Source organism: Mycobacterium basiliense, from assembly GCF_900292015.1.
GTDB lineage: Bacteria > Actinomycetota > Actinomycetes > Mycobacteriales > Mycobacteriaceae > Mycobacterium > Mycobacterium basiliense.
In genome coordinates, this window is the sequence record NZ_LR130759.1 from 476,206 (window position 1) to 492,152 (window position 15,947).

The window sequence follows — 15,947 nt, forward strand, 5'->3', positions numbered from 1 at the left end:
TTGGTGGCAATCCCTCCGGTTCCCCCGGTGCCGCCGCTGCCGAACAAGATCCCGCCGGCCCCACCGGCCCCACCGGCCCCACCGGTGCCGCCGACGGCGGTGTTGGTCGCCCCGTGCCCGCCGTTGCCACCGTTACCGAACAGCCACCCACCGTCGCCGCCGGCGGTCCCGGTCCCGGGAGTCCCGTTGGCGCCGTTACCGATCAGCGGGCGCCCGGTGAGTGTCTGGAACGGTTCATTCACGATGGCGAGCACATCTTGCTGCAGCGTGTGCACCGGCGAAATGTTGGTTGGAGCGTTGAATCCGTCCGCACCTAACAGCAGCGCGCCGATGCCGCCGACACCGGCCTTGCCGGTGGTCACGCCGATTCCACCACTGCCGCCATTGCCGCCGTTGCCAATCAGCACGCCGTTGCCGCCAGCGCCGCCAGCGGCGCCGGCACCGGCGGAGCTGGCGCCGCCGTTACCGCCGTTACCGCCGTTGCCGACCAGGCCGGGAGTGCCGCCGACCCCCCCGCTGCCGCCCAGAGTCACACCGGCGCCGCCGTTGCCGCCAGCGCCGCCGGACCCGTTGAGCAGGCCGGCGTTGCCGCCGGCGCCGCCCGCGCCGCCCGCGGCGGTGCCAAAGCCGCCGGCCCCACCGGCCCCGCCGGTGCCGAAGAACATACCGGCGTTGCCGCCGGTGCCGCCGGCCCCACCGGGGGCCGCCTTGCCGAGGCCTTCGCCGCCAGCACCGCCCGCGCCGCCGGCTTGGCCGAGTGACAGCAGACCGGCGTCCCCGCCGTCCCCGCCGTTCCCGGCGGCAAGGCCTATGGTCGAGCCGCCGCTGCCGCCGCTGCCGCCGGTGCCGCCAGCGCCCATCAGCCCACCGGATCCACCGGCGCCGCCGGCACCACCAACCCCACCGGTGGAACCACCGGTGCCGCCGGCCCCACCCGTGCCGCCGGCGCCGAATAGCCCACCGGCCCCGCCAGCCCCGCCGGCAGCGCCGGTTCCGCCTTGTCCGCCGACGCCGCCGACGCCGCCGTCGGCGAAGAGCCCGCCGGCGCCGCCGGCCCCACCAACCCCGCCGGTGGCCGCGCTGGCGAATGAGTACCCGCCGGCGCCGCCGGGCCCGGCAGCGCCGAAGAGCATGCCGGCGTTCCCGCCGGCTCCGCCGGCCCCGGCGTTCCCGCCGGTGAGTTCCGTTGATGCCCCGCCGGTGCCGCCCGCGCCGCCGGCGCCTATCAGCACGGCGTTGCCGCCGGCCCCGCCGGCGCCGCCGGTGCCGGCGGCGGCGGTGGCGACCCCGCCTGCGCCGCCAGCACCACCGCTGCCGATGAGCCCAGCGGCGCCGCCGTTCCCGCCGGCCCCGCCGCTGGCGCCGATTGCTCCGGATCCACCGGCGCCGCCGTTGCCGATCAACCAGCCGGCGTCGCCGCCATTGGCCCCGGTTCCCGGGGCGCCGTTTGCGCCGTTGCCGATCAATGGGCGCCCGGTAGCCGCCACAAACTGTGCGTTTATTGGATCAAGCAGCGCCGACAGGGCGGCGGCCTCGGCTGCCGCGTATGCTCCTCCGCCCGCGCTCAATGCCTGCACAAACTGGGCATGGAACGCAGCCGCCTGCGCACTCGCCGCCTGATAAGCCTGGCCGTAGGTGCCGAACATGCCGGCGATCGCCGCCGATACTTCGTCGGCGCCCGCGGCTAGTAGCTGCGTGGTATTGGCCGCTGCGGCGAAGTTAGCGGCGCCGAGATTCGATCCGAGACTGCCCAGATCCGCTACCGCCGCCACCAGCGCGTCCGGCGACACGATTACATACGACATGAGAGACCTCCCAAACGACATGACTACGGTGTCAGGCCGACCTGGGGTCCCCAGTCACCAGGAAAAAATCGGCATGATACAGAATATATCCGCCGAGAGCAAGAAATCTGTGAAGTTTCCCAGAATGCTCCCAGGTATTTTCAAGCAGCCGCGTCGGCGGGAACCGGCGCTGCATTGGTTCTGCTTGCAATGCGGCCATTGGTGGTGTCAAATGTCGATAATGAAAATCATGTTCATCTGGTGGCGGGGCTAGCCGTGGTCGCCCCGGTATGGATGGCGTCCCCGCCTGAGGTGCATTCCGCGCTGCTCAGTAGTGGCCCCGGGCCCGGGTCTTTGCTGTCGGCGGCCGCGGCATGGTCAGCGCTGGGCGCCGAATACACGGCGGTGGCAGACGAACTCATTTCCGTGCTGGGCGCGGTCCAGGGCGGGGCATGGCAGGGGCCAACCGCGGAGCGGTACGTGACTGCCCATGTGCCTTACCTGATGTGGTTGATGCGTGCCAGCGCCACCAGCGTGCAAGCGGCCGCCCAGCATGATGCCGCGGCCGCCGCCTACACCGCCGCGTTGGCGGCCATGCCGACGTTGCCCGAGTTGGCCGCCAACCACGCCATCCACGGAGTGCTGATAGCGACCAACTTCTTCGGGATCAACACCATCCCGATCGCGCTCAACGAGGCCGACTACGTGCGGATGTGGATTCAAGCGGCAACGACAATGGCCACCTACGAAGCGGTGTCCGACGCGGCACTGGCATCGACGCCGCAAACCACCGTCGCACCGCAAATCCTGGCGGCCGAGGCCGTCGGCGATGACCACGATCATGACCACGGGGGAGACCCCAGCCCGATCGACTACATCGTGGCCGAGATCCTGCGCATCATCACCGGGGGCAGGGTGATCTGGGATCCGGCCGAAGGCACCGTCAACGGAATCCCGTACGACGACTACACGAATGCGGCCCAACCGATCTGGTGGCTAGTTCGCGCTCTCGAACTGAGTCAGGACTTTCAAACCTTCGTCAAGGATCTTTTTACCAATCCGGTCGAGGCGTTTCAGTTCCTTGTCGAGCTTGTCTTGTTCGACTGGCCGACCCACATAGCGCAGATCGTGCAGGCGCTGGCTCAGTCGCCCCAGTTGCTGGCGGTCGCGCTCGGTGGTGTTATCTCCAACCTGGGGGCGGTGACCGGCTTTGCCGGGTTGTCGGGGCTGGCTGGGATTCATCCCGCCGTCATCCCCGCGGTCGGTCCACCGGTTGCGGCGGTGCCCATGTTGCCGGTCGCCGGGATGGCTCCGACCGTCGCCACGTCGGCCGCGGCGCCCGCGTCACCGTCTGCGCCCGTCTCCACCGCGAGCACCGTCGTTAGCAGCGCACCGGCGCCGCCACCGGCCCCGGCCGCCGGGGGCTTTGGCTACCCGTTCTTGGTCGGCGGCGGTCCCGGCATCGGATTTGGCGAGGGCATGAGCGCCAGCGCCGCCGCCAGCGCCAAGAGGAAGGTACCGGAGCCCGATTCCGCCGCCGCGGCGGCCGCCGCAGCCGCACGGGAGCAGGCGCGCCGCCGCCGACGCCGGCGCAAGACGCTACGCGGGTACGGCGAGGAGTTCATGGATGTCGAGGTCGACCCCGACTGGGGCGCTCCACCCCCGGAGGATCCGGTCCAGCCGACGGTGGCCTCGGAGCACGGTGCGGCGCAGGTGGGATTTGCAGGCGCATTGCACAAGGAAACGGCTGGTGCGGCAACGGGTTTGACCACGCTGGCCGCGGATGAGTTCGGCGGCGGCGCGCAAATGCCGCTGCTTCCGGGCACCTGGGACTCGGACCCGGAAGCGGCATGCGACTAGCCGCGTAGTGTCGTTGGGGTGCGTAGCGATGGCGATACCTGGGACATCACCACAAGTGTCGGATCGACGGCCCTGTTCGTCGCGACGGCACGCGCCTTGGAGGCGCAAAAACCCGACTCACTGGCCGTTGATCCGTACGCGGAGTTGTTCTGCCGCGCCGTCGGCGGTTCCTGGGCCGACGTGCTCGACGGCAATGCTCCCGACCACGACCTGACGAGCGAGGACTTCGGCCAGCATTTCGTCAACTTCCAGGGGGCCCGCACCAAGTATTTCGACGCCTATTTCGGACGCGCCGCCGACGTGGGTGTGCGACAGGTGGTGGTGCTGGCGGCCGGCCTGGACTCGCGTGCGTACCGGCTGCCCTGGCCGGACGGGACGACCGTCTTTGAGCTGGACCGTCCGCAGGTCCTCGATTTCAAGCGTGAGGTCCTTGCCGGGCACGGCGTCCAACCCATCGCAAAGCGCCGCGAGATCGCCGTTGATCTGCGGGACGACTGGCCAGCGGCGCTGCAGGAAAGCGGTTTTGTTGCCGCCGAGCCGTCGGCATGGATTGCCGAGGGACTGCTGATCTATCTGCCGGCCGACGCGCAGCAGAAGCTTTTCACGGGCATCAATGAGCTGGCCTGTCTTGGTAGTCACGTCGCCGTGGAGGACGGCGCGCCGCTGCCCGACGAAGAATTCGCGGCCAAAGTGGCCGAGGAACGCGCGGCCGTTGACGCCGGCGACGCCCTTCCGTTTTTTCAGCTGGTGTACAACGAGCGGTGCGCGCCGGCCACAGACTGGTTCAGTGAGCGAGGCTGGACGGCCATCGGCACGCCGCTGACCGATTACCTACGCGAGGTCGGCCGGCCGGTGCCGGGCCCCGAATCCGAGGCCGCTCCGATGTTCGCCCGCAACACGCTGGTGAGTGCGACCAAACCCTGATCGATGCTCCCAGGTCACGACGATGGCCTGAGTTGCCCGGGCCGGAACTATCGCCCGCTTCCGCCCGACTACTAAGCGACCTGCTGTGTGTGCGGCCCGGTAGCCGACGACCGACCCGAGCCGGTGGCGCCTGCGGGAGCATCGGCCGAGGAACCATCGGCCCGACGGTGCGCGGCGCGGGCGAATCGAGTCCATGACACCCCCGGTTTGATAATGAAAATCATGTTCACTAAGCTACATTGCTTAGCGAGCTCCTCATGGAAGAGATGCCAGTGATGCGAATGCGAGTAGCGCCGACGATTTGGTCGGCGCACACAAATGCCTGGTCAGCGGGATCGGCAACGGAGTTCAGGGATGAACCCAACCCTCGCGATCGCCTCGACAGTTAGCTTATGCAATGCTAACTTCAGGGCTGGTTTCAGAGCTAGCTTCGGGGCTACTTTCGGCCGGATTTAGCCAATGGCAACGCGAGGTTCAGGAGACGGCGCGAGCGTGAAACGCAGTGACATCAGCATGCTTGCTACTCAGTCCGCCGCATCCCGGGTAAATGGCAGGGTGGACGCCGATGTTGTCAGCCGGTTCGCCACCTGTTGCCGGGCGCTCGGCATCGCGGTTTACGAGCGTCGACGTCCGGCCGACCTGAGTGCCGCTCGGACCGGATTTGCCGCACTCGCCCGCGTCGCCGATGACCAATGCGACGCGTGGACTGGGTTGGCGGCCGCGGGTGACCAGTCGATCGGGGTGCTGGAGGCCGTTTCGCGGACGGCGGGCACCGCCGGTGTGCTGCAGCGCCATGTGGAACTGACGCCCGGTGCGTTGGGTTTTCACTATGACACTGGCCTTTACTTGCGTTTTCGCGCAACCGATCCCGACGATTTCCATCTCGCATACGCGGCGGCGCTGGTTTCAACGGGTGAGGTCAGAGCCGCCGCCGCGGCCCACGACTTGGTCGCGGGTATCACCGAGCGCCGGCCGAGCTGGCGCGAGGCGCGCTGGATCAACGTCGTCCTCAACTACCGCACCGAACGCTGGTCGGATGTGGTCAAGTTGCTGACGCCGATTGTCAACGACCCCGATCTCGACGAGACCTACTCGCACGCCGCCAAGATTGCTCTGGGCACCGCGCTCGCGAGGTTGGGCATGTTCGCTCCGGCATTGTCCTACCTTGAGGAGCCCGAGGGGCCCGTCCCTGTCGCTGCGGTGGACGGTGCGCTGGCGAAGGCGCTGGTGCTGCGTGCCCACGTCGATGAAGAATCGGCGAACGAGGTGCTGCAGGATTTGTATGCGGCGCACCCCGAGAACGAAGAGATCGAGCACGCCCTGTCCGACACCAGCTTCGGGATTGTCACCACCACAGCTGGTCGGATCGAGGCCCGAACCGATCCGTGGGATCCCGAAACCGAACCCAGCGCAGACGATTTCATCGACCCCGCCGCTCACGAACGCAAGGCCGTGCTCCTTCATGAGGCCGAACGTCAGCTCGCCGAATTCATCGGACTCGATGAGGTTAAGAACCAGGTATCGCGGCTGAAAAGCTCGGTTGCCATGGAACTGGTGCGCAAGCAGCGTGGGCTGGCCGTAGCGCAGCGCACGCACCACCTCATCTTCGCCGGGCCACCCGGAACCGGTAAGACCACAATTGCTCGTGTAGTGGCCAAAATTTACTGTGGTCTAGGGCTTTTGAAGCGCGAGAACATAAAAGAGGTGCACCGCGCCGACCTCATCGGCCAACACATCGGCGAGACTGAGGCCAAGACCAACGCGATCATCGATAGCGCTCTGGACGGGGTGTTGTTCCTCGACGAGGCCTACGCCCTAGTGGCTACTGGCGCAAAGAATGACTTTGGGCTGGTGGCCATCGACACTCTGCTGGCCCGGATGGAAAACGATCGTGACCGGCTGGTCGTGATCATCGCCGGTTACCGAGCGGACCTGGACAAGTTTCTGGATACCAACGAGGGCCTGCGTTCCCGGTTCACCCGCAGCATCGACTTTCCGTCGTACACATCGCACGAGTTGGTGGAGATCGCGCACAAGATGGCCGAACAGCGAGACAGCATCTTCGAAGGGTCTGCCCTTGAGGACATGGAGGCGTTGTTCGCCAAATTGGCGGCCGGATCGACGCCGGATGCCAACGGAATTTCGCGACGCAGTCTTGACATAGCGGGCAACGGCCGGTTCGTCCGGAACATCGTTGAACGTTCAGAAGAAGAACGTGAATTCCGGCTGGACCACTCCGAGCATGCCGGAAATGGCGAATTCAGTGATGAGGAGCTGATGACGATCACCGCTGGTGACGTGGGCAAATCGGTTGAGCCGCTGCTGCGTGGCTTGGGGCTCTCGGTGCCCGCATGACGACCAATGAGCCCGAGGGCGAATGGGCGGGGGCGCGGCGTTCGTTCACTTCGCGTACGCCGGTCAACGACAATCCAGACAAGGTGGAATACCGCCGTGGCTTCGTCACGCGCCACCAGGTAAGTGGCTGGCGATTCGTGATGCGGCGGATCGCCTCCGGCATCGCGTTGCACGACACTCGGATGTTGGTGGACCCGCTGCGCACGCAGTCGCGGGCGGTCCTGATGGGCGTGCTCATCCTGATCACCGGATTGGTCGGTTGCTTCGTGTTCTCGCTGATCCGGCCGAACGGACAGGCGGGCGATAACGCGGTGCTCGCCGATCGATCCACGGCCGCGCTGTACGTGCGCGTTGGTGACGCGCTGCACCCGGTGCTCAACTTGACGTCGGCCCGGCTGATCGTCGGCCGGCCAGTAAATCCGACGACGGTGAAAAGCGCTGAGCTAGACCGATTTCCGCGCGGGAACCTGATCGGTATCCCAGGTGCGCCCGAGCGAATGGTGCAAAGCGCCGTGCCCGACTCGGACTGGATTGTGTGCGACACCGTCGGTGGCTTGTCCCAGGGCGGGCGCGCCAGCCACAGCATGGGAGTCACGGTGATCGGCGGTCCGCCCGACAATGGCGGTGCCCGGGCGGCGGCGCTCGGCCCTAGCCAGGCGGTTCTGGTCGATAACGGCACCGGCGACTGGCTGCTTTGGCAGGGCAAACGTAGCCGGATCGACCTGGCAGATCACGCCATTACTAATGCGCTGGGCCTCGGCACCGAGGTGCCCGCGGCACGGCCCATCGCACCCGGGCTGTTCAATGCGATCCCAGAAGGGGCACCGTTGGCCGCCCCCGCGATCTCGGAGGCGGGTAGCCCGCCGGCCTACCAGCTGTCCGCTCCGATCGGCGCGGTGGTCGAGTCGTATCCGCTGAGCGCCAATGCCGTTCAGTACTACGCGGTGTTGTCGGACGGTCTACAACCGATTTCGCCCGTGCTGGCGGCGATCCTGCGCAATTCCAACTCCTATGGGCTGCAGCAGCCGCCGCGCCTGGGCGCCGATGAGGTTGCCAGACTGCCCGTGTCTCGGCTGCTGGACACCGCGCGCTACCCGGCCCAACGGGTGACCCTGGTCGACGCTGAACCCAACCCCATCACCTGCGTGCATTGGAGCCGGCCGGCCGGCGCGGCTACCAGCTCACTGAGCCTGTTGTCAGGTGCGGCACTGCCGGTGCCCGAAGGGATGCGCACCGTCGCGCTGGTAGGCGGTGGCTCGCCGCCGGGAGGCGCCTCGGCGGCCCGGGTCGCACTGGCGCCGGGAACCGGCTACTTCACCCAGACCGCGAGCGGTGGCGCATCCGCGCCCGCGGATGGATCCCTGTTTTGGATTTCCGACACCGGGGTGCGCTACGGCATCGACACCGAGTCCGACGGCAGATCGGACGCGGCCGGCCAGGGCAAAACGGTTGCGGCCCTGGGTCTGCAAGCACCCCCGCTGCCTATCCCGTGGGCAATCCTGTCACTTTTTGCGGCCGGTCCGACGCTGTCGCGTGCGGATGCGCTGCTCGCGCACGATAGCCTGCCGCCCGACCGTAGGCCCGGGCGTCCGGTGACGGCCGAAGGGGAGCCCCGATGAGCAGACTGATATTCGAGGCACGTAGACGGCTTGCACCGCCGAACACGCGCAAGGGCACCATCACCATCGAGGCGCCACCCGAGCTGCCCCGGGTGATTCCGCCGTCGCTGTTGCGACGTGCGATGCCTTACCTGATCGTGATCCTCATTGTTGGCATGATCGTAGCGCTGGTCGCGACGGGGATGCGGCTGGTTTCCCCTCAGACGCTGTTTTTCCCGTTCGTGCTCCTGTTGGCAGCCACCGCGCTCTATCGCGGCAACGACAACAAGATGCGCACTGAGGAAGTCGACGCGGAACGCGCCGACTATCTGCGTTATCTGTCGGTGGTCCGGGACAACATCCGGGCCCAGGCCGCGCAGCAGCGCGCCGCCGCCGAGTGGTCTCATCCCGAACCACAAGCCCTGGCCGCCGTGCCCGGGTCGCGTCGCCAGTGGGAACGCGACCCACACGACCCCGACTTTCTAGTGCTGCGGGCCGGCCGGCATTCCGCGCCACTGGCAACCGCGCTGCGGGTTAGCGATACCGCTGCCGAAATCGACCTGGAACCTGTGTCGCACAGCGCATTACGTGGCGTGCTCGATACTCAACGTACGGTGCGAGATGTGCCGACCGGAATCGATTTGACCAAGGTCGCGCGGATCACCGTGCTCGGTGAACCCGATGAGGTCCGGGGCGCGTTGCGTGCCTGGATTGCTCAGGCGATCACCTGGCATGACCCGACGGTGCTCGGACTGGCGCTGGCGACCCGCAAGCTGGAGAATGACGACTGGTCCTGGCTGAAGTGGTTGCCGCACGTCGATATTCCCGGTCAGGTTGATGGGGTAGGCCCCGCGCGCTACCTGGCAACCGACGCCGACGCACTGGTCGAATCGCTGGGTCCGGTCCTCCTGGATCGTCCCGCGTTCACCGGCGTAGCGGCAGATGCGTTGCGGCACTTATTGATCATCATCGATGATCCCGAATACGACATCGATTCCTCGGTGCTGGCGGCAGGCCGCGCTGGTGTCACAGTGGTCTATCTCTCGACCACGCCACCGCACCGCGAACAGTACTCGGACCCCGAACGACCCATCCTGCGGATCGTCGACGGTGCCATCCAACGCTGGCAGACCGGTGGGTGGCAGCCCTACATCGACCAAGCGGACGAATTTGGCACCGACGAGGCCGCGCATCTGGCCCGCCGGCTGGCGCGCTGGGATTCCAACCCGACGCATGCCGGTCTGCGATCCGCGGCCACCAGCGGTGCGAATTTCACGACGCTGCTGGGCATTCCGGATGCATCGCGACTGGATGTACCCGCGGTTTGGGCTCGGCGCCGACGGGACGAAGAACTGCGCGTCCCGATCGGTGTTACCGCCACCGGTGAGCCGCTGATGTTCGACCTCAAAGATGAGGCCGAAGGCGGTATGGGTCCGCACGGGCTGATGATCGGCATGACCGGTTCTGGGAAGTCGCAGACCCTGATGTCGATTCTGCTGTCCCTGTTGACAACCCACTCGGCGGACCGACTGATCGTCATCTATGCCGATTTCAAGGGTGAGGCCGGTGCCGACAGCTTCCGGAACTTCCCGCAGGTTGTTGCCGTGATCTCGAACATGGCGGAGAAGAAGTCGCTGGCCGATCGGTTCGCTGACACGCTGCGTGGTGAGGTGGCCCGCCGCGAGATGTTGTTACGTGAAGCCGGCCGCACCATTCAGGGCAGCGCGTTCAATTCGGTGCTGGAATACGAGAACGCTCGCGAGTCGGGCGCGGCGGCTGCCCTTGATCTGCCGCCGATACCAACGCTTTTCGTAGTGGCAGACGAGTTCACGCTGATGCTGGCCGACCATCCGGAATATGCGGAGCTGTTCGACTACGTGGCACGCAAGGGCCGCTCGTTCCGCATCCACATCCTGTTCGCATCCCAGACGCTGGATGTCGGCAAGATCAAAGACATCGACAAGAACACCTCCTACCGGATTGGGCTGAAAGTGGCCAGCCCCAGCGTTTCCCGCCAGATCATCGGCGTAGAGGACGCCTATCACATCGAGTCGGGCAAAGAACACAAGGGCATCGGCTTCTTGGTGCCGGCACCCGGTGCCACTCCGATCAAGTTCCGCAGCACCTACGTAGACGGAATATACGAGCCCCCGCACACGCCCAAAGCCGCTGTTTTGCACTCTATTCCGGAGCCGAAATTGTTCACTGCGGCAGCGGTAGAAGCCGACCCGAGCACGGTGATCTTCGACGCTGACGAGGAACCGCCGGCCGGTCCGCCGCGCAAGCTGATAGCGACCATCGGCGAACAGTTGGCTCGGTACGGACCGCAGGCGCCGCAGTTGTGGCTGCCGCCGCTGGACGAACCGATCCCGTTGTCCACCTTGCTGGCCCGTGCCGGGACGCCGCAGCGTCACTGGCGGTGGCCGCTTGGTGAGATCGATAAGCCGTTTGAGATGCGACGCGATCCGCTGGAGTTCGATGCCACCTCGGCGGCCGGGAACATGGTGATCCATGGCGGTCCCAAGTCCGGTAAATCGACTGCCTTGCAGACATTTATCCTTTCGGCCGCCAACCTGCACTCACCGCATGACGTCACCTTCTACTGCCTGGACTACGGGGGTGGACAACTGCGCGCGCTGGAGGGTCTGGCGCATGTCGGCAGCGTCGCGTCGGCGTTGGAGCCCGAGCGCATCCGGCGCACCTTTGGTGAGCTGGAGCAGCTACTGTTGTCCCGGCAGCAACGGGAAGTCTTCCGGGAACGGTCAGGAAATGGTCAGGGTAACGGTTCCGCTCCGGACGACGGCTTCGGCGAGGTGTTCCTCGTCATCGACAACCTCTACGCGTTTGGCCGCGACAACACCGACCAGTTCAACACTCGCAACCCCTTGCTGGCAAAGGTTGCAGAACTCGTCAATGTGGGCTTGGCATACGGCATCCACGTGATCATCACCACCCCGAGCTGGCTGGAAGTGCCGCTGGCCATGCGAGACGGCCTCGGGTTACGTCTGGAGTTGCGACTGCACGACGCGCGGGATTCCAACGTGCGTGTGGTGGGGGCACTGCGCCGGCCGGCGGAGGCCGTCCCGTATGACCAGCCCGGGCGTGGATTGACCATGGCGGCCGAGCACTTCCTATTCGCGGCCCCAGAACTGGACCAGGTGCCCGCGATCAACGCCCGCTACCCCGGCTTGGCCGCGCCGCCGGTGCGGTTGTTGCCCACCAACCTCGCGCCCGAGACGGTTGGCGCAGCGTACCGGGGCCCGGATCAGGTGGTCATCGGTCAGCGCGAACAAGACCTGGCCTCAGTGGTATTGGACTTTGCCGAGAACCCGCTGCTGATGGTGTTCGGTGACAGCAAGTCAGGAAAGACCACGTTGCTGCGCCACATCATCCGCACTATCCGCGAGCACTCCACCGCCGATCAGGTGGCCTTCACCGTGTTGGATCGCCGGCTACATCTCGTCGACGAGCCGTTGTTCCCGGACAACGAATACACGGCCAACATCGATCGGATCATTCCGGCAATGCTCGGTCTGGCAAACCTCATCGAGGCGCGGCGGCCGCCGGCCGGCTTGTCTCCTGCCGAATTGGCCCGTTGGACATACCAGGGCCACACCCACTACCTGATCATCGATGACGTCGACCAGATACCGGATGCGGGGGCGATGAGCGGTCCCCACGTCGGGCAGCGACCATGGACCCCGCTTATCGGTCTGCTTGCTCAGGCGGGAGATTTGGGGCTGCGGGTGATCATCACCGCGCGCGCTTCCGGATCGGCGCATGCACTGATGACCAGCCAGCTGCTCCGCCGCTTCAACGATCTGCAGGCGACCACCCTGATGCTGGCGGGTAATCCGCAAGACAGCGGCAAGATTCGGGGTCAGCGCTTTGACCGGTTGCCCGCCGGACGAGCCATGTTGTTGGGCGACAGTGAATATCCGACCTATGTGCAGTTGGTCAACCCGCTCGTCGGTGAGACCGCGACATTTGGTGAAACACAGTAGAAGGGGAGTTGGTCATGACCTTGCGAGTGGTTCCTGAAGGCCTGGCCGCGGCCAGCGCGGCGGTCGAGGCGCTAACGGCGCGGCTGGCGGCCGCACATGCGGCCGCGGCCCCGATGATCACCGCAGTGGTACCGCCCGCGGCGGATCCCGTGTCGCTGCAGACCGCGGCCGGGTTCAGCGCCCAAGGCCAAGAACACGCAGTCGTGGCGGCTCAAGGTGTTGAAGAGCTGGGGCGCGCGGGTGTTGGGGTGGGCGAATCCGGGGCAAGCTACCTTGCCGGCGACTCGGCGGCCGCCGCTACCTACGGGATCGCAGGCGCCTGACCATGGTTGTTGGACCCATCTGGATTGCTTCGCCGCCGGAGGTGCACTCGGCGTTGCTGAGCAGTGGGTCCGGACCGGCGTCACTTCTTGGAGCTGCGGGGGCGTGGAGCACGCTCAGCGCCGAATATGCGGCCACGGCAGCGGAACTCACCGGGCTGGTGGGGTCGGTTCAGGAGGGGGCGTGGCAAGGGCCAAGTGCCGAGCGGTATGTGGTTGCGCACCTGCCGTATGTGGCGTGGCTGATGCAGGCTAGCGCGGACGCCGCAGCGATAGCGGCGCAGCATGAGGTTGCTGCGGCGGCGTATACGGCGGCAGTGGCGGCAATGCCAACGTTGGCCGAACTCGCCACCAATCACGTCATACATGGCGTGTTGGTGGCGACAAACTTCTTCGGGATCAACACGATTCCGATCGCACTCAACGAAGCCGACTACGCACGGATGTGGATACAGGCCGCTACCACGATGGGTCTTTACCAGGCGACAGCCGGTGCCGCGCTGGCGTCGACACCGCGCACGGCCCCGCCGCCGACAATTGTGATTCCGGGTGCCGGTGAGCCCGGCGGTATCGCCGCCGGCACAGTCCAAGCGCAAGCCGCCGCGGCGACGTTCGATCCGTGGCAATTCCTGTGGCAGTTGCTTCAGGACCTGTGGAATGCCTATACCGGTTTTTACGGGTGGATGTTCAAAGAGATAGCGACGTTCCTGCAGGATCCCATCGGCATGTCAATAAAGATCATCATCGCCTTCCTTACCAACCCGGAGGCGGCGATCATCACGTACGGGCCACTGCTGTTTGCGCTCGGCTATCAGGTGTTCTTCAACCTGGTGGGTTGGCCCACCTGGGGCATGGTCTTGAGTTCGCCGTTCTTGTTCCCGGCCGCGCTCGGCCTGGGCTTGAGTGCCATAGCGTTCGCGCCCATCCAGGTCGCGGTTGCCGCCGTGCCGGCTGCGGGAGCGCCGGTGGCCGTGGCCGCCGTCGCCGCGCAATCCTCCTGGCCGGCCGCCAGCATTGCATCCACCGCGCCTGGCTCCGCAGCGACACCGGCATCGGCGGGTGCGGGTGCTCCGGCCGGCGGTGCGCCGGCATCGACCGCGCCCGTTACCGCAAACGTTGTTGCCTATGCCGTTGGTGGGGGCGGCGATTGGGGACCCAGCTTGGGCCCGACGGTGGGGGGGCGTACGGGAGTCAAGGCGCCGGCGGCAACAATTCCGGCCGCTGGCGCGGCGACGGCAAGCCGCGCCTCGGCGCGGGCGCGGCGGCGGCGACGTACCGAGATCCATGACTACGCCGACGAGTACCTGGATATGGACTTCGACAACGGCATCGGCCCAACGGCGACCGACGACCGCGCGCAGGCTTCAGCGCACGGCGCCGGCCGGCTCGGTTTTGCCGGGACCGCACCCAGCGAAACCCTGTTGCAGGCGGCGGGTTTGACGGCAATGGCCGGTGACGAGTTCGGCGGCGGTCCACGGATGCCGATGGTGCCGGGTACCTGGGACGGCCTACAGGAGGGGGGCGACGACGGTTCAGACCATGCCAGTGAGTAGCCGAAATTCGAATCAAAGGAGAAAGGGTTTGTTATGAGCCTATTGGACGCGCACATTCCGCAATTGGTGGCCTCGCAGTCGGCGTTTGCCGCCAAAGCGGGGCTGATGCGGCACACGATCGGCCAGGCCGAGCAGGCGGCGATGTCGGCTCAGGCATTTCATCAGGGTGAATCGTCGGCGGCCTTTCAAGCCTCCCACGCGCGTTTCGTGGAGGTAGCGGCCAGGGTCAACGCGTTGCTGGATATTGCACAGGCGAACTTGGGCGACGCTGCCGGCACCTACGTCGCCGCCGATTCCGCAGCCGCATCGACCTACACCGCGTTCTGACCCGCACGGACAACCGAAAGGCTTTGTGATGTCGCAGATTATGTACAACTACCCGGCGATGCTGGCGCACGCCGGAGACATGGCGGGATACGCCGGCACCATGCAGGGGCTAGGCGCAGATATCTCCGCCGAGCAGGCCGCATTGTCGAGCGCCTGGCAGGGTGACACCGGAATGACATACCAAGCGTGGCAGGCGCAATGGAACCAGGCCATGGAAGACTTGGTGCGCGCCTATCAGTCGATGGCCACTACCCATGAAGCCAACACGGTGGCAATGATGGGACGTGACCAGGCCGAAGCCGCCAAATGGGGCGGCTAGTCCGTTAAATGCGTTCCGAGCCAAACGCTGTCGAACTGACGGTCGATAACGCCTGGTTTATCGCCGAAACCATTGGAGCGGGCAGTTTTCCGTGGGTGTTGGCGATCACCACACCCTATTCCGATGGTGCACAACGAGGTGCGTTCCTCGACCGGCAGCGAGACGAGTTGATCCAGCTGGGTCTGTTGTCGCCAGATGGTGCCGTTAACGCGGCGGTCGCCGACTGGATCAAGGTGGTGTGCTTCCCCGACCGATGGCTGGATCTGCGTTACGTGGGTCCTGGCTCGGCCGACGGGACGGACAATCTGCTGCGGGGCATCGTTGCGCAACGCGCCGGGACGGCTGGCAATGCTGGCCGGGCCTTCAATACCGTGGTTGCGCTGCGCAGCGCCCAGCTGATCACCTTTACGGCAATGGATATCGACGACCCAAGGGCGCTGGTTCCGGTTCTTGGCGTTGGGCTTTCGCATCGACCGCCGGCACAGTTCGAGGAGTTCAACATGCCGATGCGGGTCGGTGCGCGCGCCGATGATCGGTTGCGGGCCGGTACGCCGCTACCGGAGGTGCTGGACTACTTGGGGATCCCCGCCTCGGCCCGCCCGGTGGTGGAGGCGGTCTTCTCTGGGCCGCGCAGCTACGTCGAGATCGTCGCCGGCTGCAACCGCGACGGTCAGCACGCCACCACCGAGGTCGGTTTGAGCATTGTCGACAGCACAGCCGGTCGGGTGCTCGTCAGTCCGTCGCGGGCATTCGACGGCGAGTGGGTGTCCACGTTTAGCCCGGGGACAGCATTTGCGACGGCGGTCGCGATCGAGCAACTCACCGCCAACCTGCCGGATGGGCAATGGTTTCCCAACCAGCGGCTGTCCCGGGACTTCTCCGGACAATCCTTATAGCGACCTC

10 protein-coding genes and 1 pseudogene are annotated in these 15,947 nt (G+C 66.2%); 10 read left to right on the top strand and 1 reads right to left on the bottom strand.

From position 1 onward, the window contains the following. Positions 1-77: 77 nt before the first annotated feature. A pseudogene (locus MB901379_RS25235) lies at positions 78-1,805 on the bottom strand (PE family protein); the annotation flags it as partial. A gap of 273 nt (positions 1,806-2,078) precedes the next feature. On the opposite strand from MB901379_RS25235, the gene MB901379_RS02170 reads away from it, so the two are divergent. The 10 genes from MB901379_RS02170 (at position 2,079) to MB901379_RS02215 (ending at position 15,940) form a co-directional block, all read left to right on the top strand. Beyond that, positions 2,079-3,644, top strand: a complete 1,566-nt coding sequence (locus MB901379_RS02170; protein ID WP_162334429.1) for a PPE family protein — start codon at positions 2,079-2,081, stop codon at positions 3,642-3,644. Between the two features lie 18 nt (positions 3,645-3,662). Further along, positions 3,663-4,568: a class I SAM-dependent methyltransferase gene (locus MB901379_RS02175; RefSeq protein WP_158015138.1), complete on the top strand. Its 906-nt coding sequence runs from the start codon at positions 3,663-3,665 to the stop codon at positions 4,566-4,568. 492 nt (positions 4,569-5,060) lie between these two features. After that, the gene (eccA, locus tag MB901379_RS02180; RefSeq protein WP_232021965.1) at positions 5,061-6,923 is read left to right on the top strand and encodes a type VII secretion AAA-ATPase EccA; all 1,863 of its coding nucleotides are present in this window, start codon (positions 5,061-5,063) and stop codon (positions 6,921-6,923) included. Further along, positions 6,920-8,542 carry a type VII secretion protein EccB gene (gene eccB / locus MB901379_RS02185; RefSeq protein ID WP_158015140.1) on the top strand — a complete coding sequence of 541 codons (1,623 nt, stop codon included), beginning with the start codon at positions 6,920-6,922 and terminating at the stop codon, positions 8,540-8,542. The genes eccA and eccB overlap by 4 nt, the downstream gene beginning before the upstream one ends. Continuing rightward, positions 8,539-12,525: a type VII secretion protein EccCa gene (eccCa, locus tag MB901379_RS02190; RefSeq protein ID WP_158015141.1), complete on the top strand. Its 3,987-nt coding sequence runs from the start codon at positions 8,539-8,541 to the stop codon at positions 12,523-12,525. Before eccB ends, eccCa begins: the two co-directional genes overlap by 4 nt. Before the next feature lie 14 nt (positions 12,526-12,539). Beyond that, positions 12,540-12,848 (top strand): PE family protein, encoded by a 309-nt coding sequence (locus MB901379_RS02195; protein WP_158015142.1) that lies wholly within the window; start codon positions 12,540-12,542, stop codon positions 12,846-12,848. 2 nt (positions 12,849-12,850) lie between these two features. Continuing rightward, a complete protein-coding gene (locus tag MB901379_RS02200; RefSeq protein WP_158015144.1) occupies positions 12,851-14,398 on the top strand; it encodes a PPE family protein in 1,548 nt (515 codons plus the stop codon). Between the two features lie 33 nt (positions 14,399-14,431). Beyond that, the gene (esxG, locus tag MB901379_RS02205; RefSeq protein ID WP_158015146.1) at positions 14,432-14,725 is read left to right on the top strand and encodes a type VII secretion system protein EsxG; all 294 of its coding nucleotides are present in this window, start codon (positions 14,432-14,434) and stop codon (positions 14,723-14,725) included. Positions 14,726-14,753: 28 nt separating this feature from the next. Further along, entirely contained in the window at positions 14,754-15,044 is a 291-nt protein-coding gene (locus MB901379_RS02210; protein ID WP_158015148.1) for a WXG100 family type VII secretion target, read from the top strand. Positions 15,045-15,052: 8 nt separating this feature from the next. Then, positions 15,053-15,940, top strand: a complete 888-nt coding sequence (locus MB901379_RS02215) for an ESX secretion-associated protein EspG (protein ID WP_158015150.1) — start codon at positions 15,053-15,055, stop codon at positions 15,938-15,940. Positions 15,941-15,947 lie beyond the last annotated feature (7 nt).